This is a genomic window from Sphingomonas oryzagri, from assembly GCF_029906645.1.
In the GTDB taxonomy this organism is placed as follows: domain Bacteria; phylum Pseudomonadota; class Alphaproteobacteria; order Sphingomonadales; family Sphingomonadaceae; genus Solisphingomonas; species Solisphingomonas oryzagri.
On sequence record NZ_JARYGZ010000001.1, the window covers coordinates 216,948 to 239,904 of the forward strand.

The 22,957-nt window shown below is 64.7% G+C and carries 28 protein-coding genes and 1 tRNA gene; 9 read left to right on the forward strand and 20 right to left on the reverse strand.

The features are described 5' to 3' along the window. Nucleotides 1-45 precede the first annotated feature (45 nt). The 4 genes from QGN17_RS01080 to proC all read left to right on the forward strand — a co-directional run bounded on the left by QGN17_RS01080 (nt 46) and on the right by proC (nt 2,300). Entirely contained in the window at nt 46-600 is a 555-nt protein-coding gene (locus QGN17_RS01080; protein WP_281042669.1) for a TspO/MBR family protein, read from the forward strand. 19 nt (nt 601-619) lie between these two features. Next, complete coding sequence (locus tag QGN17_RS01085; protein ID WP_281042670.1) at nt 620-886, forward strand: accessory factor UbiK family protein; 267 nt, start codon at nt 620-622, stop codon at nt 884-886. Between the two features lie 95 nt (nt 887-981). Continuing rightward, entirely contained in the window at nt 982-1,494 is a 513-nt protein-coding gene (locus tag QGN17_RS01090; protein WP_281042671.1) for a type III secretion system chaperone family protein, read from the forward strand. Continuing rightward, nucleotides 1,491-2,300, forward strand: a complete 810-nt coding sequence (gene proC, locus QGN17_RS01095; RefSeq protein WP_281042672.1) for a pyrroline-5-carboxylate reductase — start codon at nt 1,491-1,493, stop codon at nt 2,298-2,300. Before QGN17_RS01090 ends, proC begins: the two co-directional genes overlap by 4 nt. 4 nt (nt 2,301-2,304) lie before the next feature. Here the strand turns inward: proC and QGN17_RS01100 are convergent, their stop codons facing one another. Next, nucleotides 2,305-2,799 (reverse strand): MarR family winged helix-turn-helix transcriptional regulator, encoded by a 495-nt coding sequence (locus tag QGN17_RS01100; protein ID WP_281042673.1) that lies wholly within the window; start codon nt 2,797-2,799, stop codon nt 2,305-2,307. A gap of 97 nt (nt 2,800-2,896) precedes the next feature. Here QGN17_RS01100 and QGN17_RS01105 point away from each other — a divergent pair. Further along, nucleotides 2,897-2,971 (forward strand) — tRNA-Gln (locus QGN17_RS01105). Nucleotides 2,972-3,292: 321 nt separating this feature from the next. On the opposite strand, the gene QGN17_RS01110 is transcribed toward QGN17_RS01105, so the two are convergent. The 12 genes from QGN17_RS01110 to QGN17_RS01165 are packed head-to-tail and all read right to left on the reverse strand — an operon-like array spanning nt 3,293 to nt 12,765. Beyond that, nucleotides 3,293-3,967, reverse strand: a complete 675-nt coding sequence (locus tag QGN17_RS01110) for a M23 family metallopeptidase (RefSeq protein WP_281042674.1) — start codon at nt 3,965-3,967, stop codon at nt 3,293-3,295. A 39-nt stretch (nt 3,968-4,006) separates the two neighbouring features. After that, nucleotides 4,007-4,414 carry a TadE/TadG family type IV pilus assembly protein gene (locus QGN17_RS01115; protein WP_281042675.1) on the reverse strand — a complete coding sequence of 136 codons (408 nt, stop codon included), beginning with the start codon at nt 4,412-4,414 and terminating at the stop codon, nt 4,007-4,009. Continuing rightward, nucleotides 4,411-4,974, reverse strand: coding sequence for a hypothetical protein (locus QGN17_RS01120; RefSeq protein WP_281042676.1), 564 nt, complete (start codon nt 4,972-4,974; stop codon nt 4,411-4,413). The genes QGN17_RS01115 and QGN17_RS01120 overlap by 4 nt, the downstream gene beginning before the upstream one ends. Continuing rightward, entirely contained in the window at nt 4,971-6,317 is a 1,347-nt protein-coding gene (locus QGN17_RS01125; RefSeq protein WP_281042677.1) for a pilus assembly protein TadG-related protein, read from the reverse strand. Before QGN17_RS01125 ends, QGN17_RS01120 begins: the two co-directional genes overlap by 4 nt. Before the next feature lie 31 nt (nt 6,318-6,348). Beyond that, nucleotides 6,349-6,810 (reverse strand): A24 family peptidase, encoded by a 462-nt coding sequence (locus QGN17_RS01130; RefSeq protein ID WP_281042678.1) that lies wholly within the window; start codon nt 6,808-6,810, stop codon nt 6,349-6,351. Further along, nucleotides 6,807-7,475, reverse strand: coding sequence for a tetratricopeptide repeat protein (locus tag QGN17_RS01135; protein WP_281042679.1), 669 nt, complete (start codon nt 7,473-7,475; stop codon nt 6,807-6,809). Before QGN17_RS01135 ends, QGN17_RS01130 begins: the two co-directional genes overlap by 4 nt. A 42-nt stretch (nt 7,476-7,517) precedes the next feature. Then, nucleotides 7,518-8,489, reverse strand: a complete 972-nt coding sequence (locus QGN17_RS01140; protein ID WP_281042680.1) for a type II secretion system F family protein — start codon at nt 8,487-8,489, stop codon at nt 7,518-7,520. A 1-nt stretch (nt 8,490) separates the two neighbouring features. After that, complete coding sequence (locus tag QGN17_RS01145) at nt 8,491-9,492, reverse strand: type II secretion system F family protein (protein WP_281042681.1); 1,002 nt, start codon at nt 9,490-9,492, stop codon at nt 8,491-8,493. Between the two features lie 3 nt (nt 9,493-9,495). Further along, nucleotides 9,496-10,875, reverse strand: coding sequence for a CpaF family protein (locus QGN17_RS01150; protein WP_281042682.1), 1,380 nt, complete (start codon nt 10,873-10,875; stop codon nt 9,496-9,498). Nucleotide 10,876: 1 nt separating this feature from the next. Next, nucleotides 10,877-12,079: an AAA family ATPase gene (locus tag QGN17_RS01155; protein ID WP_281042683.1), complete on the reverse strand. Its 1,203-nt coding sequence runs from the start codon at nt 12,077-12,079 to the stop codon at nt 10,877-10,879. A 37-nt stretch (nt 12,080-12,116) separates the two neighbouring features. Next, the gene (locus QGN17_RS01160) at nt 12,117-12,422 is read right to left on the reverse strand and encodes a hypothetical protein (RefSeq protein ID WP_281042684.1); all 306 of its coding nucleotides are present in this window, start codon (nt 12,420-12,422) and stop codon (nt 12,117-12,119) included. Next, on the reverse strand, nt 12,412-12,765 hold the full coding sequence (locus QGN17_RS01165; protein WP_281042685.1) for a hypothetical protein: 354 nt from the start codon (nt 12,763-12,765) through the stop codon (nt 12,412-12,414). The genes QGN17_RS01160 and QGN17_RS01165 overlap by 11 nt, the downstream gene beginning before the upstream one ends. A 2-nt stretch (nt 12,766-12,767) precedes the next feature. Between QGN17_RS01165 and QGN17_RS01170 the strand changes: the two genes are divergently transcribed. After that, nucleotides 12,768-13,250, forward strand: a complete 483-nt coding sequence (locus QGN17_RS01170; RefSeq protein ID WP_281042686.1) for a LysR substrate-binding domain-containing protein — start codon at nt 12,768-12,770, stop codon at nt 13,248-13,250. A gap of 75 nt (nt 13,251-13,325) precedes the next feature. Here the strand turns inward: QGN17_RS01170 and QGN17_RS01175 are convergent, their stop codons facing one another. The 6 genes from QGN17_RS01175 to QGN17_RS01200 all read right to left on the reverse strand — a co-directional run bounded on the left by QGN17_RS01175 (nt 13,326) and on the right by QGN17_RS01200 (nt 18,235). Beyond that, a complete protein-coding gene (locus QGN17_RS01175) occupies nt 13,326-14,183 on the reverse strand; it encodes an alpha/beta fold hydrolase (RefSeq protein ID WP_281042687.1) in 858 nt (285 codons plus the stop codon). Nucleotides 14,184-14,271: 88 nt separating this feature from the next. Then, complete coding sequence (locus QGN17_RS01180) at nt 14,272-14,721, reverse strand: TIGR01244 family sulfur transferase (RefSeq protein ID WP_281042688.1); 450 nt, start codon at nt 14,719-14,721, stop codon at nt 14,272-14,274. Nucleotides 14,722-14,766: 45 nt separating this feature from the next. Then, entirely contained in the window at nt 14,767-15,690 is a 924-nt protein-coding gene (locus QGN17_RS01185) for an MBL fold metallo-hydrolase (RefSeq protein ID WP_281042689.1), read from the reverse strand. 65 nt (nt 15,691-15,755) lie between these two features. Next, on the reverse strand, nt 15,756-16,298 hold the full coding sequence (locus QGN17_RS01190) for a carbonic anhydrase (RefSeq protein ID WP_281042690.1): 543 nt from the start codon (nt 16,296-16,298) through the stop codon (nt 15,756-15,758). Nucleotides 16,299-16,341: 43 nt separating this feature from the next. After that, on the reverse strand, nt 16,342-17,223 hold the full coding sequence (locus tag QGN17_RS01195) for an NmrA family NAD(P)-binding protein (protein WP_281042691.1): 882 nt from the start codon (nt 17,221-17,223) through the stop codon (nt 16,342-16,344). A 130-nt stretch (nt 17,224-17,353) separates the two neighbouring features. Further along, nucleotides 17,354-18,235: a LysR family transcriptional regulator gene (locus QGN17_RS01200; RefSeq protein WP_281042692.1), complete on the reverse strand. Its 882-nt coding sequence runs from the start codon at nt 18,233-18,235 to the stop codon at nt 17,354-17,356. A gap of 200 nt (nt 18,236-18,435) precedes the next feature. On the opposite strand from QGN17_RS01200, the gene QGN17_RS01205 reads away from it, so the two are divergent. Then, the gene (locus QGN17_RS01205) at nt 18,436-19,299 is read left to right on the forward strand and encodes an alpha/beta fold hydrolase (protein WP_281042693.1); all 864 of its coding nucleotides are present in this window, start codon (nt 18,436-18,438) and stop codon (nt 19,297-19,299) included. Nucleotides 19,300-19,389: 90 nt separating this feature from the next. Here QGN17_RS01205 and QGN17_RS01210 read toward each other — a convergent pair whose 3' ends face one another. Further along, entirely contained in the window at nt 19,390-19,962 is a 573-nt protein-coding gene (locus tag QGN17_RS01210) for a TetR/AcrR family transcriptional regulator (protein ID WP_281042694.1), read from the reverse strand. Nucleotides 19,963-20,252: 290 nt separating this feature from the next. Here QGN17_RS01210 and QGN17_RS01215 point away from each other — a divergent pair, with 290 nt between their 5' ends. Then, complete coding sequence (locus tag QGN17_RS01215) at nt 20,253-20,678, forward strand: hypothetical protein (protein WP_281042695.1); 426 nt, start codon at nt 20,253-20,255, stop codon at nt 20,676-20,678. A gap of 122 nt (nt 20,679-20,800) precedes the next feature. Beyond that, entirely contained in the window at nt 20,801-22,954 is a 2,154-nt protein-coding gene (locus tag QGN17_RS01220) for a TonB-dependent receptor (protein WP_281042696.1), read from the forward strand. The last annotated feature ends 3 nt before the right edge of the window (nt 22,955-22,957 follow it).

Below are 22,957 nucleotides of genomic sequence, written 5' to 3' on the forward strand. Positions count from 1 at the left end.
CAACGCTTTACCTCGTTCCCCACATAGTTAACGGGGCGGGTACGGATGAGCGAGCTGGCATCACCGGGGCAGTTGCGGATGTCGTTCCTGCGCGTCGCGATGGTGACGGTGCCGTTGATCCTGTTCCTCGGTATCCTGTCCGGCGTGGCGGCCGGATCGGGATACGGCAATCCGTGGTTCGCTGCCCTCGCCAAGCCGGCCGCGATGCCGCCGGGCTGGGTGTTCCCCGTCGTGTGGACGCTGCTCTACATCCTGATCGGCTTCGCGCTGGCGATGATCCTGTGGGCGCGCGGGGCCAGCGGTCGGGGGATCGCGATCGGGCTGTTCGCGGCGCAGTTCGTGCTGAACCTCGCCTGGTCGCCGACCTTCTTCGCCGCGCACCGGATGGGCGCCGCCTTCGCCATCATCCTGCTGATGATCGTGCTGACCATCGCGACGACGCTCGCCTTCGCGCGCATCCGCTCGCGCGCGGCGCTGCTGATGCTGCCCTATCTGCTGTGGCTCTGCTTCGCGGCGTGGCTCAATCATTCGATCGAGGTGCTGAACCCGAACGCGGAAACGCTTGCGCCGGGGGCCGGGAGCACCCAAGTGCAGCTCTAATCCGGAGGGAATTAGAGTCATGCAGTCCGAAAACCGTTTCTTCGATGATTTCGCCAAGATGATGAACGGCCTCGCCGGCACCGTTGCTGGTGCGGGGCGCGAGGCCGAGGCGCAGATGCGCGAGAAGGCCAAGGGCTTCTTCGGCGGCATGGACTTCGTCAGCCGCGAGGAGTTCGACGCGGTGAAGGCCATGGCGGCGGCGGCCCGCGACGAGACCGATGTGCTGAAGGCGCGCCTCGATGCGCTGGAGGCCAAGTTGTCCACGACAAAGGCCGGCAAGGCCTGATTCCTCCACAGATTTCGTGGTGACGGCCCCTTGCCCGCCGAGTCCCGGCGCGGCACAGCTTGGCGCGCCCGGTGGGGTGGAGTAGGGGGCACGCCATGAATCTCGACGATCTCGAAGACGAACGCTCCGAGCCGTCGGCGCCGATCGACATGCTGGAAAGCTATTTCCAGGCGCATGGCTGGTCCTGCGAGCGGATGGGCGACGACGAGATCGTGGCGACCGTGCAGGGCAGCTGGACCCAGTATGAGCTGCGCGGCGTGTGGCGCCCGGAGGACCGCGTCCTGCAGTTCCTCTGCCTGCCCGATATCCGCGTGCCCGCCGACAAGCGCGGCGCGATCTACGAGACGATCGGTCTGATCAACGAGCAGCTGTGGCTCGGCCATTTCGAGCTGTGGGCGGCATCCGGCCTCGCGCTGTACCGCAACGCCACGCTGATCGAGGGCGAGGAGGGCAGCGTCCTCTCGCTCGATCAGGCCGAGACGCTGATCGAGACCGCGATCGACGAGTGCGAGCGCTTCTACCCGGTGTTCCAGTTCGTGCTGTGGGGCAACAAGGCACCTGCCGACGCGATCGCGTCCGCGCTGATCGAGACGCGGGGCGAGGCGTGATCGCCGGGGACGGGCCGATCTGGCTGGTTGGCGCCGGCAACATGGGTGGCGCGATGCTGCGCGGCTGGCTGGCGTCCGGCATCGATCCTGCGCGGATCAACGTGATCCGCCCGTCCGGCACGCCGATCGAGGGCGTCACGGTGCTGAAGGCGCCTCCGCCGGACGGTGAGGCGCCGGCGGTGCTGGTGCTGGCGATGAAGCCGCAGAAGCTCGACGAGGCCGTGCCTGCGCTGGCGCCGACGACGGGCGAGGGGACGCTGATCGTCTCCGTGCTGGCCGGAACCGAGGCGCCGTCGCTGGCGAAGCGCTTCCCCAATCATCGCGCGATCGTGCGCGTCATGCCCAACACGCCGTCTGCGATCGGCAAGGGCGTGATGCTGCTGCACGCCGCCGCCGGGGCGGACGCCTCCGCAAAGGCCGAGGCCGAGGCGCTGGTGCGGACGCTCGGCATCACCGAGTGGATCGATGACGAAGGTCTGTTCGGCCGGGCCTCGGTCCTGTCCGGGTGCGGGCCGGCATTCCTGTTCCGCTTCGTCGATGCGCTGGCGAAGGCCGGGGAGGCGCAGGGGCTGTCCGCCGATCAGGCCGCCCGGCTGGCGCTCGCCACGGTCGCGGGAGCGGCCGAACTCGCGGCAGGCGCGAACGAGACGCCGGCGCGACTGGCCGATCGTGTCGCCAGCCCCGGCGGCACGACGCGGGCCGGGCTGGATGTGATCGACCGCGATGCCGCGCTGGACCGGCTGATGGCGGACGTGCTGGCGGCATCCGCGCGCCGCAGCGAGGAAATGGCGGCGGCCGCTCGCTGAGCCGTCAGGTGTCGCCGCGCAGCTTGTGGAGCATCGGCCGCTCCGCCTGCGGCACCAATCCTTCGAGCACCAGCCAGAACCCTGCCACCGCCGCCGGCCCCGCATCGACATAGGCGGCGGACATCCGTGCGCGCAGCATCTCGAACAACTCGCTCTCCAGCGCCTTGCCGGCCGGGGTGAGCCGTAGCAGGCGCTGCCGCCGATCATCCCGGCCGACACGGGTCTCGATCAGGTCGCGCGCGGTGAGTTCGTTGATCACCCGACCGAGCGACTGCTTCGTGATGCCGAGCAGTTCGAGCAGGCGGCTGACCGTCAGGTCGGGCTGGCGGGCGACGAAGTAGAGCGCGCGATGATGCGCGCGGCCCAGCCCCTCGGCCTCAAGCCTGCGATCCACCGCCTCGAACAGCCGGCCATGGCCGAAATGAATGAGTTCTATCCCGCGCCGGATCTCGGCTTCGCGCAGGAACAGCGGGGAGGCGGGGCTTTGCGGCGGGGCCATGTCGCAGGCCTAGTCCGCTCTTCATCGCTTGCGCAAGCGATCGCATCGCATGGGCTTCCCTCCGGCCAGAACCCGCGCTAGGGACGCGCCTCCGCACTGGGGCGTCGCCAAGCGGTAAGGCACCGGTTTTTGGTACCGGCATTCGCAGGTTCGAATCCTGCCGCCCCAGCCATCATGCCATTCCAGTACGTTTTCAGAGCGCCTAGGACATTCCTCTGGGAAGCCTAAAATCGTCTGTTTTATCGACTTCGGTGGCCCATAGCGTCCCCGGCTCGTCCCTCGCGGCGCACTGTCCAGCAATGACATTCTGTGGGTGGATTTCGATCTCCGACCTCCGGTTACCCGCGGCAAAGTGGGTAGTTTTCGGGAGCGCGCGAAACCCTGCTGACGGATATCGCCCTGAAAGCCCTCAGGCCTAATTCGAAGACCGGCAACTTCAGGATGATAGTTTCTCCATCAACTATCCACATGTGAATATTTCGGAAAGATGCAATTACATGTGCTGCGATCTCATCGGATTTACCGGCCGTCCGTCGACACGCATTTCGTAATGGACATGGGGACCTGTCGATAATCCCGAAGATCCGACATAGCCAATGACCTGGCCTTTCTGGATGTGCTGACCGACCGCCACGTTTAGGCGGGACATATGCCCGAAGCGTATTTCGGTCCCTTGCCCATCGTCCATCGCGACCATCAGGCCATAGCCGCCGTTCCATGCGGCCCTGGTCACCGTGCCGTCCAGCGTCGCACTGATCGGCGTGCCCCATGGTGCGGCGAGATCGATACCGTCATGCTCGCGGCGGATCCCGAGGATAGGGTGGTCGCGCATACCGAATCCGCTGGTGAGTATCCCCGAAAGAGGCAGCCCGGAACGGATGGTCCCGAGCCTGCGGATGTCGGACCTGGATGCGGATATCGGCGCATCGGACACGATCGTTCGTGAAAAGCTGATCGGGTTGCCGACAATGCTGGCGGCCGGCCCGGTGGTAATCACTGCAGGCACCATGGCGGATGCCCGCGGGATCGTCTGCTGGCGAGCATGCGCTGTTGTCGGGTGCATGGTTATGATCAGGACGCCGTTTGCCCGGATGGGAGACGGCACGGCGGTTGCCGCGAGCGCACCAGCGGCAAGGATAGCGAAGTCGCCCTTGAATAATGGCTTCATGCTCCCCCCAAGCGATGCACTGTCCGTCCCGCCCGAAAGCTAGATGACCGGATAGCAGGCCGAGGTGCTCAGCGTGACGCTGACTGCCTTCAGGCCGGTGAACATGGAAAAGGTCCCGCTCGCAGACACCTGCTTGCCGCAGGCGGGCGCCGATGCGGTGAAGGCGAGCCCCGTAATGCCCGGACCCGTGAACCGGGCCTTGGCGTACGTATCGACGTTCGCGGTGGTGCAGGCTCCGGCAGCATTGACGGCGAGGCATCGCGCCGCTTGCTCGGTCACCGCGTGCAGGTTGATGAGCGCGCCCAGCATCATGCAGAGATAGAGGCTCGAAAAAATCGTCAGCAGGAATATCGGCAACACCAGTGCGAACTCGGCCGCCGTCGAGGCTGCATCGTCCCTGATCGCCGACCAGAGCCAGGATATCGCTTGGGGTGCCGGGCGTTTCATTTGAGGCGCATCCACGCGGTTTGCTGAATGGTTGCCGGAAGGGCGGCCGTGATCGCCAGGCCGGGCGCGAAGGGCGTATAGGTGTAACTGGTGGTGACGTTGATATAGTCGCCGGGCGCCGTGGTGCTGCCCGTGACGACCGATGAGCAGTTGGCGGGTGGCGTGGCGCTGACCGCCGCGACGGATACGAGCGTACCGGCCGTGTTCGCGCAATAATAGCCTTCGCCCGGTGACCCGACGATCGTGACGTTCGTGCCGAGCGTTGTGGCCTGTGCCGCCGCCGTCAGCTTCGTCGTGAGATTGGCATCGCAGTTGCCGGCGGGATAGGTCGCCGGATACTTGCCGGCGGCGACGCAGATGTTCCGTGCCGCGCCGGCCGCCGCTTCCGCCGCCAGCTCGGTCTGCATGCGCGAGAATATGTAGACGCCAAGATCCATGACGTTGAGCGAGACGTAGCCGAGGATCGGAAAGATCAGCGCCATTTCCGCCGCTGCAACCGCGCCGGCATCGCGCAGGAAGCGCTTCGCGAAGGCGAGGCGCGCATTGGATGCGCCGATCATGCGACGAGCCTCGTGGTCGTGGTGCTCGTCGAGGTCGGCAGAGTCGCACCGGCCGCCGAGCATCCCGTGTTGTTGGCGAAGATATTGGCGGTGCCGTTCACCAGGATGGTGTAGGCGATCAGCGCGAAGCAGGAGCTGCCGTTGGCATTCTTGTTGACCGCCCCGCTGAACGTGAGGTTCGCCTTGGGCAGATAGACCACGCCGGTGAGGTTCCAGGTCGGCGCGTTACCAGCGTAGGTGAAATCGACGCCGCTGGTCAGGCTGGGATCCTGGTACATGGCGATGCCCGACCATGTGCCGGATGTGGGGGCCTGGATGCTGAGCGTGCCCGCCCCGCCATTGTCCGCAGGATAGTGGCTGTAGCTGCCGCCCGTTCCCGAGAATATGATCGTCGCGGTCGCGCCCGATGCGGTCGAGATCGTGTATCCGTTGGTGTCGAGCATTCCGTTCTCGATCACGATCGTGGTACTCGATCCGGTGAGCGTCACGTTACCGGTCAGTTGTTGGTCGCCGCATAGCTGCTTGTTCCCGGTCCAGGCGTAGGAACCGGAAAGCTGATTGGACGACGCGACGGTCCACTTGCCCCCCGATTTCGTTTCCTGCGGATAGGACGAGCAGGTGTTGGGCGGTATCTTCGAAGCAAGACCGCTATAGGGATCGGCGGGTATCGGAACGCCGGATGTCTGAGTGACGCCGCATCCGCTGTTCGTGCCGTGCGCGTCGCCGTAGGTTGCGCCCAGATTGTGGCCGGTGCAGGTCGAATCGCCGTTCGACATGATCGAACAGCCGTTCAGATCGGGCTTCGGACCGCCGTTGCTCCGGAACGACGTGGTTGCCGTCGAGAGCGACCAGACGCAATAACTGTGTCCGACCGCGGATGAGGTGGCCGCGATCGCCGCGACCGGGATGGTCTGGCCGTATCCCGAGCCGTAAGTGGCGTTCCCCTTGAAACCGACGAGGGCGGAAAGGCTGATGGGAACCACGGTGGAGAGGCTGGCCTGATAACAGGTCGAACCCGTCGGCGCGCCGGCGGGGCACGTCACGACGGCGGTCTGGACGGAGGCGTGATTGGTTCCGTTGACATAGCCGAACTTGGCCGCAGTCGCCGCCGCTTCCGCCTTGTAGCCGCCGGTCGTGTTGTTGATCGCGGCCGAAATCGCCGCCGCATCGGCGGCGTTCTGCATAGAGCGCAGGAAATAATACCATTGCCCCTGCTCGACGGCGATCGCGATCGCGCCGGACAAGGGCAGCAGCATGATCGCCATGATCGGGCTGATCGCGGCACCGTCGTGGCGCATCCGGCGGAAGGCCGCCTTCAGCGCTCCCCAAGCCGATCGCATCATGTGCATCCTCCTGTGCCCACGTCGAACGCTTTCACTGCCAGAGCAGAACGATCAGACCGCCAGCGGCGATCGCCACGCCATAGGGAAGGCCGGCGCTCTTGCCGTTCTGTCGGAAAGGTTTGCCCGCCAGCCGCCGGGCGGTGAACCAGATCACGAGCAGCACCAGCCCGCTCAGGCTGACGGTCGCGAAGAGCAGCATGCCCAGCTTCAGGCCGAACCATGCCGCGACGGCCGCGTAGAATTTGGCGTCCCCGCCACCGATCCCGCCGAGTGCGAAAAGCCCCATGCCGATCACGAGCGCGATCAGCGCGTGCAGCAGGTGCGAGCCGAGTTCCGACAGCCCACCCAGATGCCAGGCGTAGGCGAGGCCGAACGCGAACGTCGCCGCGCACAGGCTGTTGGGGATACGCCGCCACCAGATGTCGGTGCCGCTCGCGGTCAGCCCGGCGAGGATGAGGATGGCCTCGAACAGCGGTGTCAGCGTGAGCGTCACTGGCCGCCCCCCGAGTGATTGCTCGCCGGGTGCGGCGCCGGAGCCTGCGCGGCGGAGGTGCCGTCATGCCCGGCCGGGCTGGTCGTTCCCGCAACGATCGCGACGATGCGGATCATCGAAGTGTCGGAGTTGAGCGCGACGTCGGTCGGCCGATAGCGCGGAGCCGCCTGCATCGGCGCGGTCACGATATGGACCTCGGTACGCGAGATGCGTTGCAACCGGCTGCCGTCGGCCTGCACGGCGGTGGCCTTCTGCGCCGCTACCATGCGATCCGCCATCGCCTTGGCCCGTGCGCGCTGTGCCTCCACGAAGGATTGCGCCTGCATCAGCATCGCCAGATTGTCCCGATACCGGGGATCGTCCGGCGCCTGGGCGGCCGCCTGCTGGAAATAGGCCTGCGCCAGATCGAGACGATCGAGACGCGCATAGGCCACGCCGAGGCCATTGAGCGCCGGTGGAAGCGGCTCGCCCGCATTCATCGCGTCGCGGAAGGATGCGATCGCGGTGGCGAGATCGCCTGCATCGAGCGCCGCGCGCCCGGCCTGCGTCTTCTGATCGGTCGTCGCCACCTGGGGGCCGAGCGGACGGACCTGGATATGCTTCCACATCCGGTTGTCGCTGAAGTGCATTCCGAGGAAGGAGTTGCACCCGCCCAGCAGAAGCATCAAGCCGAGCGAACCGAGGGCGGTCGATGTCGAGCGCATGGTTCAGTGGTTCCCGTGAAGAGCCGGCAGGAGATGCCGGACGACTTGAATGCCCGCAGGCAGCATGATGACGCCGATCATGACGGGCAGCATGCAGGTGACCAGCGGGATGGAAATGAGGACTGGAATACGGTGGGCCTTTTCTTCAGCCCGCATCCGCCGCTTTTCGCGCATCTCGTTGGCGTAGACACGCAAGGTAGTGGCGATGCTGGAACCCAGCTTGTCCGACTGGATCAGAAGTGCGGAGAAGGACCGGATCTCGTCGACGTTGACCGAATCTGCCATACGTCGCAGGGCGACTTCGCGGGACGCTCCGGCCCGCAGTTGCAGGGTGGCGGTCGTCAGCATCTGCGATACCAGCGGCCGGGAAATCACCATCTCGCGGCCCACCCGATCGAGCGCCGCCTCCAGGCCCAGACCGGCCTCGACGCAGACCAGCATCAGGTCGAGGCTGTCGGGGAAGCCGTTGATCAATTCCTGACGGCGACGATCCGCCCTCGCGGTGACGACCAGCGAAGGCCCATACATCCCGATCAGCGCTGCGATCGAGCCGAAAAGGTAGAGCTTGAAGAAGGACAGCGAATGTCCGGTCGCCCAAGTGACCACAACGAGCAGAACGGGCAGCGTGAAGATCAGCACCAGGCGGATCAGCGTGAACAGCCGCGGCGCGGCCGGTGACTCGAAACCTGCGGCAATCATCCTGGCTCGAAGGGCGTCGGACTTCGTGTCGGCGAGGTTCAGCCCGGTCCGCTCAATCCTGTCGACCAGACGCCCCAGAGCGCCGGCGTTGCGCTCGCGCAGCGAATAGATCTTGCCACTCGCCTGGCCGTACGAGATCACCTGCAACTCCCTGCGGACCGTCAGCCTCGCATCGCCCTGGCGGATGAGCGCGGTGGCGACCGCCGCGACGAGCAGGAACAGGACCGCCAGAATGGCGAACCGAAGGATGGGGTTGCTCGCTATCAGCTCGATCATGTCACACCTTGAGATCGATCATTCGACGGATCATGAGGACACCGAAAACATAGAGGGACAGCAGGATCGCTACTCCGACCGTGAAGATCGGATCCTGCGCGACATCGAGGTAGAAAGCGGGCCGGGTAGCGAAGAGGCCTACGAAGGCGAGCACCGGCAGCACGCTCAGCATCCAACCGGTCATCCGCCCTTCGGAACTCAATGCCCGTACCTTCATATACATGGCGGCCCGATCGCGGATCACGCGGGAGAGATTGTCCAGAATTTCCGCGAGATTGCCGCCGGTCTCCGACTGAACGGAAACGCTCACGACGAACATGCGGATATCCTCCATGTCCCAGCGTTCCGCCATTCCGGCGAGGGCGTCGTTGATGTCCGCGCCGTACGACACTTCGTCGGCGACCAGGCCAAACTCACTGCCGACCGGGTCTTGCATCTCCTTGGTGATCAGTTCGATCGCGGCGGCCACCGGGTGGCCCGCGCGTAACGATCTCACGAAAATGTCCAGGGTGTTGGGGAATTGCTGCTCCATCCGCTTGCGCCTTTTTTGCGCGAAACGGCTGACGATCATCAGAGGGACGGCGATGCCGATGGCGACCGCCAGGAGGGCGACCAACTCGATCACGCCAAGCGTCAGTTGCACCCCGGCGGACAAGGCGATGAGCAGGAACAGTACCAGCAGCCCCCCGGCTGCCGCGGCGATCCCCACGAAGACCGCGCGCGCCGCGATCGGAATGCCGGACATCATGATCATCCGCAGGGTATTGACGTAGACCCGCTGCCAGAGGGGGGCGCCAGGCGAAAGGACTGGAGGCGTGTTCTTGAGCAATCGCTCTCCGATCGCCTCCCGGCCGACTCCGGCTTTCAGAAGCTTCAGTCGCTTGTTCACCGCGCCGCTTTCCGCGCGGCGATTGGCTATGGCCCCGCCGATCACGCTCGACAGCAGAAAGACCGTCAGGAAGACGACGATCAGGATGACCAAGCGGATGAGCAGCGAAGCCATGGGCTAGTTCTGGCGTACGATGGGCTGGAAGACGTGCGGATCGAGGCTGATGCCGTGCGCCTCCAGGATACGGGTGAATTTGGGGCGCAGGCCGGTGGCTTCGAACTGGCCGAGCACCTGGCCGTTCTCGGCGCGGCCGGTCATGTTGAAGCGGAAGATCTCCTGCATAGTGATCACTTCGCCTTCCATGCCGGTCACCTCGGACAGCGACAGCACCTTGCGCCGGCCATCGCTCAGCCGGCCGATCTGGAGCACGATGTTGATGGCGGACGCGATCTGCGCCCGCGCCGATCGGGCCGAGATGTCGATCCCGCTCATGCCGATCATCTGTTCGATGCGCGACAAGGCATCGCGCGGCGTGTTGGCGTGGACGGTCGTCATCGAGCCGTCGTGGCCGGTGTTCATCGCCTGCAGCATGTCGAACGCCTCGCCCGCGCGGCACTCGCCCAGGATGATCCGGTCCGGCCGCATCCGCAGCGCGTTCTTGACGAGATCGCGTTGCGTGACTTCGCCTCGCCCTTCGATATTGGCGGGCCGTGTCTCCAGCCGCGCGACGTGATCCTGCTGGAGCTGAAGCTCGGCGGAATCCTCGATCGTCACGATCCTCTCGCGCTCGTCGATATAGGAGGAGAGGGCGTTCAGCATCGTCGTCTTGCCCGAGCCGGTGCCGCCCGAAATGATGACGTTCAGGCGGGCGCCGACGATCGCTCCGAGCACCTGGGCCATGGGCCTGGGCACGCTATCGAGCTCGATCATCCGTTCCATGCTGATCGGCTTCTTCGAGAATTTGCGGATCGAGAGCAGCGACCCGTCAATCGCGAGCGGCGAGACGATCGCGTTCACGCGCGAGCCGTCGGCCAACCGAGCATCGACGAAGGGTGAGGATTCGTCGACGCGCCGGCCTACCGCCGTGACGATCTTCTGGATGATCCGCAGCAGGTGGCGCTCGTCCTGAAAGCGGGTCGAGGTCTTCTGGATGACGCCCCTGCGCTCGACGTAGACGGACTCCGACCCGTTGACGAGAATGTCGGTGATCGTCTCGTCCTTCAGCAGCGGCTCGAGCGGCCCCAGGCCGAGCAGTTCGTCGAGCACGTCGCTGGCGAGATTGGCCCGCTCGCTCCGGTTCAATACCTGACCTTCGTTGGTCAGCAACTCGCCGACGATATCCGACACCTCTTTCGAGATCTGGTCTCGCGACATCTTGTCGAGGAAGGACAGGTTGATCCGTTCGAGCAGCAGCTGGTGGATCTTCACCTTCAGCGCGATCATCCCGTCCGTAACGCTCGATTCCGGCGTCGCAGGCGGATCGATGATCGTCGCGTCGGGTGTGAGCCGCGCGACGGCTGCGGTATCCCCTCCGGTCGATTTGCGAACGTTCCACATCTCAGTTCACGCCCCCGCTTTCCGCGCCCAGCAGAAGTTCCGCGGCCTTCGCGATGTCCGTCGTGAAGCGGCTGCCGCGCCGGATGGTGCCGACGAGCTGCCCCTGATTCTGCGCGGTGCTGACCAGCGCCTGATCGAGCGAAATGCCATGCAGAACGGTGTGCCCGAGCGTCCGTGAGACGTCCGCGAAGCTGATCGTCCCGAACAGCTTCTTTTCGAGACGATTGACGATGATTTTGACGTCGGCATCACGGACCCCGACGGATTGGAACAGATCCAGCCTGCGCTTGGCCTGTCGCAGGCTGGGCAGCGTAGTCTCGACGACCAGCAGGATGGCGCTCGATTCCAGCACGGCGGAGAGCGCCCAACTCGTCCAGTCGGCCGGAAGATCCAGCACCACATAATCATATTGCCGGCGCAGCAGCTTGAGAACCGTGAGTAATTGGTCGGTATCGACGCTCTCCAGCGGCAGGATTGTTTCCGGCGCAGCGATCAGATCGAGCTTGTCGTTCACCGGTGTCGCAACCGACGCGACGAGATCGTCGTCGAGACGATCTTCCGCGGCGAGCAGATCATCCACGCGCACCGCGGGATTGACGCCGAGATAATCGGAAATCGTGCCGAATTGCAGGTCGAGATCGACGATCACCGCCGATCGCGCGCGCGCCGTCCGTGATCCGAGCTCCGCAGCGAGATGCGTGGCGATCGTCGTCGCTCCGCATCCGCCGATCGATCGCACCACCGCGAACATCGGCGCCAGATCCTCGTCCTGACGGGAATTGCCGTCGAGCCGCGAGATCGCGTCGAGGACGATCTGCATGACCTCGACGGGGTCGAGCGGCAAGGCGATCACATCCGCGACGCCCTCGTGCATCAGCGTGCGCATCAGCGCGACAGAGGTGCCGTGGATCGCCGCGACCGGAAGGATGTGCGGGTGGCTGGTCCGCAACTGTTTCAGGCGGTTCATGGAGCCCTGGTCCGCGACGTCCACCTCGACGATGACGAGGTCGACGTTTTGCAACCTTTCGCCCGGAATAGTCTGGTCCGCGTCGACCGCGAGCGTGGCGGGCTGCGGCCCGACCATGCCCCCTCGTGCGGCCTCGTAGAGCGAAATCTGCTCCGGCGATGCGGCGACCAGAATCCGCGTCCTGCCGTGGTCGGCAGACCATCTGTTCAGATCGAGCGCGGACTTGAAGTTTTCCATCGGCCGTATTGCCATCTGTCCGATACGGGTTGGTGTCTTACTCAGGTGTGGTATCGCTCTGCTCGGCGCCCAGCTTGGAGGCCTTGACCGCCACCGGCTTCTTCACCGTGTCGGTGCGGAAGCGTTCGATGGCCTGCGCGGCATGCTCACCGCTGCTTTCGGGCACGAGAGTCGAATACAGGGGCGCGGGATCGATGATCTGCGCGTCCATCGTCATGCGGTTCGCCTCGCCGAAATTGTCTGATCCGCCGTAATAGGGGCGCCCGTCGGGCGGGGCGGCCCTGGCGGTGCCCGCCAGCCCGGCGAGCAGGAGGCAGGAGAGGCCAACGAGCCTAGTAGGCATAGTGATCGTCCTTGCTCTTGGGATCGACCGGCTTGGCCGCGGGCGGCGGCGCGCCGTTCGGTTCGACCTTCTGCGGCCGGTAGGCCTGGCCGAGGAGGAAGGTGTCGCTCTCCCGCGGATCGAGCACGCGGTCGGTCGGCAGGCGCACCTGATCCGCCTTGATCGGGGCGACCAGATGCGGGGTCACGACGATCAGCAATTCGGTCTGGTCCCGCTTGAAATTGCTGGAACGGAACAGCGCGCCGATGATCGGGATCGAGCCGAGCACCGGCAGCTGATCGATCGTCGTCTTGAAGTCGCGCTGCAGCAGGCCGGCGATGGCGAAGCTTTCGCCGTCGCGCATCCATGCGATCGCTCGGAGCGTCGACCCGGATCATCGTCGCGAGCCCGCAGATCGCCGGCCAGATTGCGGGCATCGAGCAGTTGGCGTCCTTCCCGGTTCTCGTCACCAATGACGCGGCCGACGACCTCGAATGGCATCTTCAGACCGACGACGGCCGCGAACAGATCGTCCGGATCACGCCGCGCCTTGGTTGCGAGGATATGGCGACGGTGCGCGACGCGGCCATCGACGGGCTGGGCATCGCGGTCCTGCCCGATCATGTTTGCGCCGCAGCTTTGGAGACCGGACGGCTGGTGCGCGTCCTCCCTCCATGGCGCGGGGTGCAGGGGATCGTGCATCTGGTCTTCACCACCCGGCGGGGATTGCCTCCATCAGTCCGCGCCCTGATCGATCATCTGGCCGCGGGCTTTCCGCGCGGCGTGCTTGGGACGCCCCTGCTCGATAGCGGGAACGGTACGCCTCCGAGCCATCGTGGTAACAGTTGAGCCTTTCCATCGCTGGCAGCGGATATTGAACAGCCTGAGGGAAGGACGCAGACCGCGCTCTACTTGCAACGGACTTCAAACGAACATCGACGAACATGCGGCTGGATTTTCCATCGCGGCGAAGTGACCGGTCGCGGGCAGACTTTCGTACACCTCTGGTCGCAGAATTTGCCTGTTGGCGTCCCGCTCGCTCGGTGACGACCAGTCCTGTTCCCCGTAAACAAGCGATATCGGAGCCTTGACCTGATCGTAGAGAGCTCGTGCATCGACAAAGCTGGGCAATGCACGATACACAGCACGTGCCACGCTTGAATAACCGGCGCGAGAGCCGGACTTCGACAATTCATCGATGAAGCTGGCCGGCAGGTGCGCCGGGTCCGAAAAACCGCCGCTGATGATACCCTTGAGGATGAGCCTGTTCTCCAGTGCGGCGAACACAGGCCCGATCACCGGGGTCCGCACGCTCTTGATAACCACCGAGGCGAGAAGGTTGGCCCGTTCCAGCCCAGGCAGATAGTCATAGGGATTGAACGCGACGACGCGCCGCACTGCGATGTCCGGACTGGTCGCCAGCGTCAGCGCCAGCACAGCGCCGATGGATTCACCGGCCAGCGTGACGTCCTTGAGCCCCAGCGTGCGGATGAAGTCGAGGATGCGCGCGCGAAGCACAGGCTCGGTATAGGCGGCGCCCGGCACGATATCCGACCAGCCGAATCCGGGAAGATCCACGGCGTAGACCATGTACCGCCCGACCAGCAGGGGGATTAGGCGCTGGAACAGATCAAGCTGGGTACGCACCGTATGGATCAGTACCAGCGGTGGCCCCTCTCCAACCTTGAGATAGCGCAGTTTCGCGCCGTCGCTCAGGGTGAGGAACGAGACCTCGTGGGAGGACCAGCTTCGCGTATAGGCGCTTGCGTCTTCGTTGCTCATGGGGCTGTCCGTTCTGGCTGGGATCAAGGGTGGGCGGCCGTTCAATCAGGAACCGGTGAAAACTCGGCCGCGCCACTCGGCGGCAGTCTCAGGGCTTTCGCAGTGTCGCGCTCGACGGAACGTGGCGCCGAACCATGTCCGGCCTGAGCCGCGAGAGATCGTAACCGGCCGCAGCGGCAGTCGCGATCACGTCGTCGGGATCGGACACCCTGCATTGCGACAAGGCCCAGAGCGTCGCGGCACGGGTGCCGGTGCGGCAATAGGCAAGGATCGGTTTGGGCAGCGCATCAAGGGCCTGCTCGAACAGGTCGATGTCATGTTCCGTCGCCTGGCCCAGCGCAATCGGGATCGCGGCAAAGCCGAGGCCTGCAGCTGTCGCGGCCTGTTGCATCGAAGCGATGGTCGGCTGTCCGGCCTCCTCGCCATCGGGACGGTTCGCGATGATCGAGCGGTAACCAAGACGACGGGCTTCCTCGATATCATTCGGGGACAGTTGCGGGCTGGCGTAAAGGCCATCGGCAAGTTCGGCAGGTTTCATGGCAAGGGTCTCCTGATGACCGCGGGAGCGATCGCAAGCCGTTGATTACAGGGTGTTCAGGGGTATCTTCAGATAGTGCACTCCGTTATTTTCCGCGGGCGGCAGGTGACCCGCCCGCATATTGACCTGTACCGCCGGCAGGATCAGGCGGGGCATGGACAAGGTCGCGTCGCGCGCGATTCGCATGGTCACGAAATCTTCCTCGCTCACGCCCTGATGGACATGCACATTCGCGCTGTTCTCATCGCCGATCGTCGTTTCCCACACGAAGGTATCGCGGCCGGGCGCCTTATAGTCGTGGCAGAGGAACAGCCGCGCCTGTGCCGGCAGCAGAAGCAGCCGCCGGATCGAACGATAGAGGCTGCGCGCATCGCCGCCGGGGAAATCGGCCCTTGCGGTGCCGTAATCCGGCATGAACAGCGTGTCTCCGCAGAACACCGCGTCTCCCACCACAAAGGCCATGTCGGCGGGCGTGTGGCCCGGCACATGCAGCATGGTCACTTCCAGCTGGCCGATGGCGAGGGTGTCGCCGTCTTTCAGCAGAAGGTCGAACTGCGAACCGTCCCGCTCGAACTCCGTCCCGGCGTTGAAGAGCGTGCCGAAGATGGTCTGAACCTCGACGATGGCCGATCCGATCGCCAGCTTGCCGCCCAGCCGCTGTTGCAGATAGGGCGCGGCGGAAAGATGATCGGCATGTACGTGGGTTTCGAACAGCCAGTCGACGACCAGCCCCTCGCTGGCCACATAAGCCAGGACGGCATCGGCAGCGCTGGTTCCTGTGCGCCCGGAGGCAGCGTCGAAATCCAGCACAGAGTCGATAATCGCCGCGCGGAGGGTGGCCGGATCATGGACGACATAGGTCGCCGTGAAGGTCGGCGCGTCGAAAAAGCTGCGCACGATGGGGCGCGGTCGCTCGCCGGCCAAGGCACGGGCAACGACCGCGGAGGCCAGTGCAATCGGGTCGTCCATGGTCCCGTCTCCTTCGCCGTTCGCAAAGTACGATTTCAGATTCGTCGGGGTCGCGCCCGAACGGGTCAGCTGGTTGCCGGGCGCAGGGGGCCGGGCGGCACGACCGTTTCGATCAGGCCCGTCGCCACATCGTAGACCAGGCCCGTGACGATCGTGCCGTCGGCCAGTTGCTCATTGGCCCGGAGCGCGGCGATGTCATGGGCCACGGCCTTGTGGGGGTCGGTGACGTGCATGGTGTCGAGCGCGTCGCGCCCCACGCCCAGGTGCCGGGCCAGCAGGTCGGGCGCCTGATGATAGCACCCGATGATCCCGCAATCGCTGTGGTGGAGCAGCACGAGGTTGCGCACGCCTCCCGGTCGCCCCGCCGCCTGCGCCACGACGCGCAGCACGCCGAGCGTGTCGATCAGGTGTTCGTCGACGCGCCCGCCGACATTGCGGATGACAGCGGCCTCGCCCTGCGCCAGCCCCAGCACGAGGGCCGGATCGACGCGGGGATCGACGCAGCCGACCACGATGGTTCCGGTCGAGGGCATCATGGTGAGATCGGCTGCGAAGTCGTTCCGGGCGAAAGCCGCGTTGCGGTCTGTCAGGGTGTCGAGGAAATCCATGGTCCTTGCTCCTGTATGTGAGGATAGGCGCGGGATGCCGGACTTATCCGCCCAGCGCCGTGCGATTGGCCTCGGCAAAGGCCTGCACGGTCATGGGCGGGATGCCGGTGATCGACTCGATGATCCGGTCGGTGCCCTCGAACACGCCGTCGCGATAATCGAAAGCAACGGCACACAGATGCTGGATGGTCTGTTCGGGCATGCCGCGCGCCTGAAGCTGGGCGCGATACGCCTCCACCTCCATCGGCTCATAGACGATGGTGCGGCCCAGTTCCTCGCTCAGCGCCGCCGCGACGCCGTGATAATCCATCTCGACAGGGCCACAAAGCGGATAGGTCTTGCCCGCATGGGGCGCAGGGTCCGCCAGGATGGCGGCGATCACCCGGCCCTGATCCTGCGCGGCGATCGGCGCATGGCGCCCGGTGCCGAAGGGGAGGCGGAACATATTGTCGCGCGCGATGGTCTGCATCTGCGCGCCCCGTATCAGCCATTCGGCAAAGAAGGTGGGGCGCAGATGGGTGACCGGCACGCCCGACCAGTCGAACACGCGCTCGGACATCCAGTGGTCGCGCGCCTGATGGCTGGCGGAGTCGCGTCGCGCCGAGATCTGCGACATGTTGACGATCGCCTTGACCCCGGCCTCCTGCGCAGCCTGCGCGAAATAGGCGGTGGCGGTGATGAGCCCAGGGAGCAGGGGATAGAGGAAATAGGCGCTGCTTACCCCGTCCATGGCCGCGCGGACGTCGTCGATCTCGAGCAGGTCACCCACGACGGTCTCGACACCCTGAGTACGCAACGCGGCGGCGCGCTCATCATCCTTGCGGAGCATGGCGCGGATATTGACGGGCATCTGTCGCAGGGCTTCGATGGCATGGCCGCCAGTGGCGCCGGTGCCGCCGGTAATGAGGATGGTCTGCTGGGTCATGGCCGCTTCCTATGATGCGAGGAGTGCGGGGCGGATGCCGCCGCGTCCTTCGATGCACAGGAGATCGGCCGTTGCGGCCTATGGCGGTAGCCGGTGTTTCAGGGTTTCACCTATGCGCCGCGCGCATGGGTCAGACCGGCTCGCCAAACCCCGCCTTGAGATAGGCCACCAGACTGCGCGCCGCGATGCGCGTCTGCCGCCCCAACGGGAAATAGGCATGGACCTCGACCGGCGGGCGCGCCCAATCGGTCAACAACGGCACCAGCGAACCATCCAGCATCTCCGGGCGGGGCCTTCGGCATGGGGTCGAGCAAATTCCCATTCCGGCGATCGCGGCGACTACTGCGCCCTCGTTATCATTGACGCTGATGTGGGGTTGAAGATCGACCGCCACCTTCTCGCCCTCGCGTTCGAAGGCCCATGCCGCCACTCCCGAAGGGCCGCCGATAATGCGATGATGCGTCAGATCTGCGGGGGTGATCGGCTCGCCGGCTTTGTCGAGATAGCGGCGCGAAGCCAAAATGACTCGTGGAATGGTCGTGATCTTCTGCGCGGTGGCGCTGGCGTCCGACAGCGTACCGAGCCGGATCGCAACATCCACCGCATCGCGCACCAGATCCTGGCGCTGGTCTTCCAGCAGGATCTGTAGCCGCAAGGCCGGATGCAACTCGGTGAAACCGGTCAGACGCGGGATCACCTCGAGATAGCCCATCGTGCTGGGCATGCTGATACGCACCAGTCCTTGAAGATCCTCGCCCTCCCGCACCACGTTCCGTGCATCTTCGATGGCATCGAGGATCGCCTCGGCACGAGCCAGAAATTCCGCTCCCGCCTCCGTAGGCACAACCGCGCGGGTCGTGCGCGAGAGCAACCGGGCACCCAGACCATCCTCAAGGTCCGCCACGATGCGTGAGGCCTGCGACTGCGACAGGCCGCATTCCCGTGCCGCTGCAGAGATGCTGCCAAGGCGGGCCACGCGCGCATAGAGGCGAAGAGTGAGAAAGTCTTTCATGCCGTCAACCTAACCGCACACGCTCCGTCGGCGAAGGCATGTTCGGCAAGGGCTGGATCGTGCGCGACCATGCGCCGGGCGCATAGGTGAAACCCTGAAACGCCGGCTACCGGCATCAGCCGCAAAGGCCGATCTCCTGTGCATCGAACAACCCGGCGACGGCGCCGGGCACTGCGTCCCTCTTGCGACAGGAAACGGCCATGACTGATTTTCATGAACACCGCGTGCCCACTACCGGCGGCGACGTCTATGTGCGGGATTATCCGGGGGCGGGTCCGGCCTTCATGCTACTGCATGGCTTCCCGGACAACGGGCACATCTACGACGACCTCATTTCGCACCTCGTTGCCGGTGGCCGACGCGCCATCACCATCGACTTCCTGGGCTTTGGTGCCTCCGACAAGCCCGAGCGGGCGCAATACAGCTTTGCCCAGCAGCGCGGCGATGTCGAAGCGGTGCTCGACGCGCTGGCCCTGGAGACGGTGGTTCTGGTCGGCCACGATGCCGGCGGCCCGGCGGCGCTCAACCTGGCACTGCTTCGCCCCGAGCGCGTCGCATCGGTGGTTCTGATGAATGTGTTTTACGGCGAGGCGCCGGGCCTTCTGGTTCCGGAATTGATCGAGATTTTCTCGCACAAGCCCCTCCAATCGCTCGCACATCATTTTCTTGCGAGCCCCGAGCAATTTGCCTGGCTGCTCGAGTTTCAGCGCCGGCTGTTGCTGGGCGATGCCTCCGCGCATGGCCGGGTCCGCTATGAGGAATTGCTGGGGCCGTTGATCGACGAGAATTTCCGCCAGCAGCCGAGCGCCGCCATCGCCTTTGCGCAGATGACCGGTCAGCTGAAGGATGAAATCGCCGCCAATACCAGCCGCATTCTCGCGTTGCGCCGCGCGGAGGTGCCCGTGCACCTGATCTGGGGCCGCAATGACCCCTATCTCCATCTCTCTACCGCGGCTTTCCTCCAGTCCCAGTTGCGCGAAGCCTCGCTGCACGCGCTGGACGCTGGTCACTGGCCGCAGATCGATGCCGCCGAAGATGTTGCCCGCATCATGCTCGACGCCTGAACGCGACCGCGTGTTATGATTTGAAAGGCGGGGCGCACAGCGTCCCGCCACATCATTTCTCCGCTGATTCTGGCGCTTACGGCCAGCACTTCAAGATTGTCGCGCTTCCGAATGCGCGATGCGCATGACGTCCTTCACATAGTCGATCAGGTCCGTGGTGTCGGCAGCGCTCAACTGGCCACCCATCCGCCCATAAGCCATGCCTTCGAGGAGATAATGGGCGATGTTGCCGGCTCGTGCGACGGATGGATCGGTATGGTCCCACCCGAACGTCTCTCGCGCGATCTCATGCCAGGCACGCAGGAAGGCGCCATAGCGTGTCGTCAGCAAGGTGGCGAGCTCCGGCTCCGACCGGGCGGCGAGCACCAGTTCCTGATAGGCGCGGAAATCGCGCTCGTGCAGATGGCGCCAGTGAGTATCGACGATATGGCCGATCAGATCGACATCTGCGGGCCGAGCCATGATGTCGGCCTGGAACTGTTGGAGCCTACGGGCATGGAGATGCTCGACGGCGCCCTGGAGTAACGCCAGCCGCGTCGGGAAATGATATTGCATACCGCCGCGCGACACGCCTGCTTCGGCCGCGATGGCGGACACCGAGACATCCGAATAGGGGCGCTCCGCGAGGCATGTGATCGTCGTTTCGAGGACGTGGATGCGCATCGCCTCGCTTTTCGCGAACTGCCTCGCCGGCTTTGCCCGCCTGGGGAGCGTCGCCGTGTTCTTGATCGGTCGAAGATGCCTCATCCCCCCGAACATAGCGAAGCGCCGTCGAATTTGGCTAGTGGCCTGATCTCCTCGCTAGGTGCGGGAAGCCGGCCGCCCGACCATGTTCCATGAAACGAGGGAGAAAGATCGTGTTGAACGGGCTACGGCAACTGGGCTTTGTCGCTGGGGATGTTCTGTGGGGTGCGGAGCAGTGGATCGCCGCGACCGGCGCTGGGCCCTTTTTCTTGCTCGAAGGGGTCCGCTTCGCAGACTGGCGGGCACATGGCGTCGCGCAGGACATGGTGCTCGATATCGCCTTCGGGCAAAGCGGCGCGACGATGATCGAGGTCATCCGCCCACGTGGCGACTGGCCCTGCATCTATGGCGAACGGCCGCTCGCGCGGGATGCCATGATCCCGCATCATCACGGCTTTCTTGTCGATGATCCGGATGGGACCGCCGTCGCGCTGGGGCTTGGCGAGGCCGCCGTCAGCGCGGCGCTCGGACCTGGCACGGCGCTGCGTTATTTCGACCTGCGTGCCAGCCTCGGCATGGTGATCGAACTGATCGAGGATTCCGAGGCCAGCCGCGGCTTTTTCGAACTGGCACGAAGCGCGGCGGAGGGATGGACCGGCGAGGATCCGCTTCGGCCGCTCGCCTGGTCCGCCTAGCCTTAGTCATAGTCCGCACGGTTTCCACCCCGTCCACGCATTGACAAACACGTCGGCTCGGCGCCTTTTTCCAAAAAAAGCAGGGCTGCTTGAAATGCAGCGAGCAAGGCGGGAGAAGGGTGATGAAGGTGTTCTTGCGGCAGAATTGCGCGTGGGCCTGTCTGGCCACGGGGCTTGCGACGACGCTCTTGCCGGGCGTGGCGATCGCGCAGACGGCAGACGCCGCCGCTTCGACGCCGGCGTCGCAGGATATCGTCGTGACGGCGCAGCGGCGCGAACAGTCGCTGCAGTCGGTGCCGCAACCCGTGCAGGCGCTGGGCGGCACCCAATTGCTCCGTTCCGGTATCACCGACATCGCTGCGACCATCCAGCTCGTGCCCAGCGCGACGATCGGATCCACGATCTCGGCGGGCAGCAACGTATTCCAGATCCGCGGCGTCGCGGCGTCCGAGACGGACGGCGATGCGACGGTCGGCTATTATCTCGACAATTTCGCCTTCGCATTGCCCGGCCGGCCTTTCGCGCCGGCCGCCGATTTCTACGACCTCCAGCGTGTCGAAGTGCTGCGCGGCCCGTCCGGCACGCTTTACGGCCTCGGATCACTGGGCGGCACGATCAAGGTGCTCACCAACGACCCCGATCTCAACGCCTTCCACGGCTCGGTCCGGCTCAGCGCATCGGGAACCGATGGCGGACAGCCGAACGGCACCGCCGACGTCATGTTCAACGCACCGATCATTCCCGGCAAGCTCGCTGTCCGTGCTGTCGCCAGCTACAATATGATCGGCGGCTACGCAGACGCGATCCCGTCCGGCGAGAAGAATGCCAACGACGCGCACAGCTTCACCGGGCGGGTCAAGGTGCTGGCTGAGCCGACCGACAATCTGAAACTGCGATTCACCTATTGGCGCAATCAGTCCAACCAGAATTATTCCAATCGCCTGACCTATTTCGATCCGCCGGCGCTCGATCAGACGTTCGGTATCGCGAATTCGAAATATTCAATCTACACCGGCGACATCGAATATGATCTCGGCTTCGCGACGCTGCAGAGTACGACCGGCTATATCAAGAATACCGTCGTCACCAACAATGGCGGCGTGATCCCCGGTATCGGCCGCTTCGATTCCTTCTGGCCGCTGACGAGCACCAACTTCAACGAGGACGCGCGGCTGACGTCGAACGGCAATGGCCCATTCAAATATATCGTCGGCGTCTTCTACACGAACGGCAAGACCGTCGGCGGACAAAGCGTGTCCTTGCCCGATTATGCGCTGCCAGGGATCACCGGCCTCGCGACGTTCAACGACAACACCCTGCGCAGCAAGGCTTATGCCATTTATGGTGAGGGCACCTATTCGTTCTTCGACCGAAAGGTCGATCTGACGATCGGCGGGCGCTATTATCACGAGAAGCGGCAATTTGACGAAAACAGCTCGATCACATTGATCTCGCTCGGCTCCACCACGCCGACCGTGGGTGTCGATCGGGCGCAGCACAGCACGTTCAACCCGCGCGTCAACCTGGCATGGCATATCGGCGATGGCATGGTGTACGCGGAGGTCGCCAAGGGTTTCCGCAGCGGCGCGATCACCTCGACCTCGATCATGGCCGGCGCCAATCTCGCGCTGGGCACCAATTTCTCCAATTCCTCGTCCCCGGACACGCTGTGGAACTATGAGGGCGGGGTGAAATGGGGCCTGTTCGACAACAAGGTCCGCATCAGCCTTGCCGGCTATTATTTCGATTGGAAGCACGCGGCGATCGAGATTTCGCCGACGCTGCAGACGGTCGTCGTGCCGGTCGGCAACGTCCATGGCCGTGGTATCGATGGGGAGATCAACTGGCGCACGCCGTTGACCGGCCTCACCATCAACCTGAGCGGCAACCATAACAAGACGACCATCGAGGACACGATCGCGCAAGTGGCGGTCAGCCTGCCGTGGCTGGCGCCCGGTCATCAACTGCCGGGCACCGCAAAGACGACGTTCGCGATCTCCGGAACCTATACGCGGCCGATCAATTCCAAGGGTCTCGAATTCCGTGCCAGCGGCCGATACACCTATCGCTCGCGCCAACAGAGCGTGTTCGACGGTCGCTATGCGCCCTGGATCGGCCTTGGCGCCGCGCGGGCGGGTGTCGGCAACGACAGCTTCGATCTCGCCGTGTTCTCGGAGAATATCGGCAACACGCGGGGACCGTTGTCCGTTCCGGGCGGGCAATATCAGATCCCGTTCCCGCGCACGATCGGCCTCGCCTTCGAATATAAGTTCTGAGGA

What these genes read in the sequence shown, in the direction of transcription:
- QGN17_RS01115 (WP_281042675.1), bottom strand. Translation starts at nt 4,414, where the DNA reads ATGAAACGCCCGGCACCCCAAGCGATATCCTGGCTCTGGTCGGCGATC.
- QGN17_RS01165 (WP_281042685.1), bottom strand. Translation starts at nt 12,765, where the DNA reads ATGCGCGACGGCGAAAGCTTCGCCATCGCCGGCCTGCTGCAGCGCGAC.
- QGN17_RS01085 (WP_281042670.1), top strand. Translation starts at nt 620, where the DNA reads ATGCAGTCCGAAAACCGTTTCTTCGATGATTTCGCCAAGATGATGAAC.
- QGN17_RS01160 (WP_281042684.1), bottom strand. Translation starts at nt 12,422, where the DNA reads ATGCCTACTAGGCTCGTTGGCCTCTCCTGCCTCCTGCTCGCCGGGCTG.
- QGN17_RS01185 (WP_281042689.1), bottom strand. Translation starts at nt 15,690, where the DNA reads ATGGACGACCCGATTGCACTGGCCTCCGCGGTCGTTGCCCGTGCCTTG.
- QGN17_RS01210 (WP_281042694.1), bottom strand. Translation starts at nt 19,962, where the DNA reads ATGCGCATCCACGTCCTCGAAACGACGATCACATGCCTCGCGGAGCGC.
- QGN17_RS01150 (WP_281042682.1), bottom strand. Translation starts at nt 10,875, where the DNA reads ATGTGGAACGTTCGCAAATCGACCGGAGGGGATACCGCAGCCGTCGCG.
- QGN17_RS01175 (WP_281042687.1), bottom strand. Translation starts at nt 14,183, where the DNA reads ATGAGCAACGAAGACGCAAGCGCCTATACGCGAAGCTGGTCCTCCCAC.
- QGN17_RS01205 (WP_281042693.1), top strand. Translation starts at nt 18,436, where the DNA reads ATGACTGATTTTCATGAACACCGCGTGCCCACTACCGGCGGCGACGTC.
- QGN17_RS01170 (WP_281042686.1), top strand. Translation starts at nt 12,768, where the DNA reads ATGCGATCGCTCGGAGCGTCGACCCGGATCATCGTCGCGAGCCCGCAG.
- QGN17_RS01090 (WP_281042671.1), top strand. Translation starts at nt 982, where the DNA reads ATGAATCTCGACGATCTCGAAGACGAACGCTCCGAGCCGTCGGCGCCG.
- QGN17_RS01145 (WP_281042681.1), bottom strand. Translation starts at nt 9,492, where the DNA reads ATGGCTTCGCTGCTCATCCGCTTGGTCATCCTGATCGTCGTCTTCCTG.
- QGN17_RS01155 (WP_281042683.1), bottom strand. Translation starts at nt 12,079, where the DNA reads ATGGAAAACTTCAAGTCCGCGCTCGATCTGAACAGATGGTCTGCCGAC.
- QGN17_RS01220 (WP_281042696.1), top strand. Translation starts at nt 20,801, where the DNA reads ATGAAGGTGTTCTTGCGGCAGAATTGCGCGTGGGCCTGTCTGGCCACG.
- QGN17_RS01080 (WP_281042669.1), top strand. Translation starts at nt 46, where the DNA reads ATGAGCGAGCTGGCATCACCGGGGCAGTTGCGGATGTCGTTCCTGCGC.
- QGN17_RS01135 (WP_281042679.1), bottom strand. Translation starts at nt 7,475, where the DNA reads ATGCTTCTGCTGGGCGGGTGCAACTCCTTCCTCGGAATGCACTTCAGC.
- QGN17_RS01120 (WP_281042676.1), bottom strand. Translation starts at nt 4,974, where the DNA reads ATGATCGGCGCATCCAATGCGCGCCTCGCCTTCGCGAAGCGCTTCCTG.
- QGN17_RS01140 (WP_281042680.1), bottom strand. Translation starts at nt 8,489, where the DNA reads ATGATCGAGCTGATAGCGAGCAACCCCATCCTTCGGTTCGCCATTCTG.
- QGN17_RS01125 (WP_281042677.1), bottom strand. Translation starts at nt 6,317, where the DNA reads ATGATGCGATCGGCTTGGGGAGCGCTGAAGGCGGCCTTCCGCCGGATG.
- QGN17_RS01110 (WP_281042674.1), bottom strand. Translation starts at nt 3,967, where the DNA reads ATGAAGCCATTATTCAAGGGCGACTTCGCTATCCTTGCCGCTGGTGCG.
- QGN17_RS01195 (WP_281042691.1), bottom strand. Translation starts at nt 17,223, where the DNA reads ATGACCCAGCAGACCATCCTCATTACCGGCGGCACCGGCGCCACTGGC.
- QGN17_RS01180 (WP_281042688.1), bottom strand. Translation starts at nt 14,721, where the DNA reads ATGAAACCTGCCGAACTTGCCGATGGCCTTTACGCCAGCCCGCAACTG.
- QGN17_RS01100 (WP_281042673.1), bottom strand. Translation starts at nt 2,799, where the DNA reads ATGGCCCCGCCGCAAAGCCCCGCCTCCCCGCTGTTCCTGCGCGAAGCC.
- QGN17_RS01200 (WP_281042692.1), bottom strand. Translation starts at nt 18,235, where the DNA reads ATGAAAGACTTTCTCACTCTTCGCCTCTATGCGCGCGTGGCCCGCCTT.
- QGN17_RS01190 (WP_281042690.1), bottom strand. Translation starts at nt 16,298, where the DNA reads ATGGATTTCCTCGACACCCTGACAGACCGCAACGCGGCTTTCGCCCGG.